This window comes from Bacillus sanguinis, assembly GCF_018332475.1.
GTDB lineage: Bacteria > Bacillota > Bacilli > Bacillales > Bacillaceae_G > Bacillus_A > Bacillus_A sanguinis.
In genome coordinates, this window is record NZ_BOQB01000469.1 from 1 (window position 1) to 2,638 (window position 2,638).

Sequence of the window (2,638 nt, forward strand, 5' to 3'; positions counted from 1 at the left end):
GCTTATTTATTGCCGTATAAATTATATATCAGACAATACCCCTTAGCTGAAAGTAATTTCACGTCCATCCCCCAACGAACGATCGACCTTCATTTATATACGAAAAAGTGATTGCTATTTTTGTAGAACCAATTGCTTCTCTTGTTGCTCTTTACGCGTTTCAGTCTTAGGTTCCGTGCTTTCTTGGACACTACGATGTGCCACACGTTTCAAACAAATATGCTTCCACTTTCTTTCGTAACGTTTCATTATTCTAGATGTCCCCCTTGAATACGCTTTAAAACTATTTGAAATCGCTTACAGGAAATAATATAGCACATATATATAAACGTGACAACACATTTCCGACAATTTTTTGTCAAAAATACGAATAGAATTCGCAAGATATCGAACATTGTCGAAATATATCGATTTTCCTTCGTATAAAAGGCATACTACTAATATAGTAAAGTATTTTATTTCCCTTACTTGCACTTCAAGTTCCTTCTATATAAAAAAGAGCTGATACATAATCAGCTCTTTTTCCTTCTATTATTTATGACGCTTTATACGTCCTTCTTTTTGTAACTCTTTAAATAAGGCTGCCATCATAAAGAAAATAACGAAGACGAATGGGAATGCTGCAATGATAGCTGCCGTTTGTAAGGCCTCTAAGCCACCTACATATAATAAGATAGAAGCTAAGGCTGCTAAAACGATACCCCAGATCATTTTAATGCGGTTTGGCGGATTTAAACTACCATGTGTCGTTAACATTCCTAAAACGAATGTCGCTGAATCTGCAGATGTAATAAAGAATGTAGAAATAAGAAGAATAGCTAGAACAGATAAGGCCGATCCAAAGCTTCCCATCTGATCAAACATAGCGAATAATCCTACTTCTGTTCCCATCTCTTTAATTTTTTCAAAGATATGTGCATCACCGAACAGTTCCATATGAATACCAGTCCCGCCGAAAACAGAGAACCAAAGTGCACCAATTACGGTCGGTACGAGTAACACACCGATAACAAACTCACGAATCGTACGTCCTCGTGAAACACGAGCAATAAATGTACCTACGAATGGTGACCATGCGATCCACCATGCCCAGTAGAAAATTGTCCACGATTGAATCCATTGATTTCCACCTTCATCTAATGGACTTAAACGGAAGCTCATGCTTGGCAATTCCTGAATATAAGAACCGATTGTCGAAGTAAAGTAATTCATAATAAAGTTTGTTGGACCCGCAAATAATACAATGATCATAAGTGCAAATGCCAAAATAATATTCGTATTACTTAAATATTTAATTCCTTTATCAAGACCTGTTTGCGCAGATAACATAAATAACACTGTTACGATTGCAATAATAACTAACTGAGTCGTTAATGAATTCGGGATGGATGTTAAATAACTAACACCACCGGCAATTTGTTTTGCACCAAGACCTAATGATGTTGCCACGCCAAACACAGTCGCGAAAACAGCTAACACATCAAATAAATGAGCAATACGTCCATGGTCCCCGCCTTTAAATAACGGCCCTACTGTCGCACTAATTGTACTTGCTTTTCCTTTTCTAAAAGTAAAGTAAGCAATACAAAGCGCTACAAATGCATATAGTCCCCAAGGATGTAATCCCCAATGGAAAAATGAAAAACGCAGTGCAAGACGTGCACTTTCCTCAGTTGCACTCTCTCCAAACGGAGGTGCATACAAATGGTTTAATGGTTCCGCAACGCCCCAGAAGACTAAACCGATACCCATACCAGCACTAAATAACATAGCAAACCATGTCATATAACTATAATCAGGCTCATCATCATCTTTACCTAAACGAATAGAACCGTATTTCGAAACAATTAAAAAGATAGACACACCTAAAATAATAGAAACAGAAATAATATAGAACCATCCAAACTTACTAACTAATGCAGTTTGAATTGCGGTTGTTACATTTCCTAGGCTACCTTTTCCAATAATAGATTCGGGAATAATCCCCCAAAGTGTAAATGCAATACATAATGTTAATGAAACGATGAATGTTTTTGTCAGTTTCCTCATCAAATCCCCCTTCGTAGGTTTCACTTTTGTAAATAACATAAATTCCGATATGTAAAATCGGATAGAAAACTATGATTTTTGTGGTGATTTTCTTACTTTCACCTTCACCAATTCGAATTCTTATGGACAGCCTTACCTTCCGTATAACCTTTTCACTCTGCAAGAGCTATAAGATCGAAATACTGCTGTCAAATTGTGCGAGAAAAATGCGGATGGGAATGTATTTCCCCAAAAAAGGTGTGTTACAGATGTAAAAAAGGGCATTTTTCTTCCTTGCAACCCTTTCTTTTTGTAACAATTATGCGGTTTTTTTGCTAGTATATAGCACGTGTTTATAGTTTCACAAATGAAATGTTTATGTTTATATAACTATATTACCCATAAAACGGTAAAATACTCAAGGAATGTAATCGTTTAGTAAACATCATGTAACACCCCTGTAATATTTTTATTTACGTCGAAAACAATATGTTGTATTAAATATTTTGAATATAAGTAGAAACCTACTAATCATATAGAGTGAAAAACGCTTTCCTATATTTTTTGTTATATTACAGCATGTTAACGACTTATTACGAATGGTTTGTAA

The 2,638-nt window shown here is 35.6% G+C and carries 2 protein-coding genes; both read right to left on the minus strand.

Annotated features, from left to right (window positions below; translation table 11 throughout):
- Nucleotides 1–114: 114 nt before the first annotated feature.
- Nucleotides 115–249 (minus strand): hypothetical protein, encoded by a 135-nt coding sequence (locus tag KI369_RS29715; RefSeq protein WP_000833067.1) that lies wholly within the window; start codon nt 247–249, stop codon nt 115–117.
- A gap of 282 nt (nt 250–531) precedes the next feature.
- Nucleotides 532–2,049, minus strand: coding sequence for a glycine betaine transporter OpuD (gene opuD, locus KI369_RS27755; protein WP_212958853.1), 1,518 nt, complete (start codon nt 2,047–2,049; stop codon nt 532–534).
- Between the last annotated feature and the right edge of the window lie 589 nt (nt 2,050–2,638).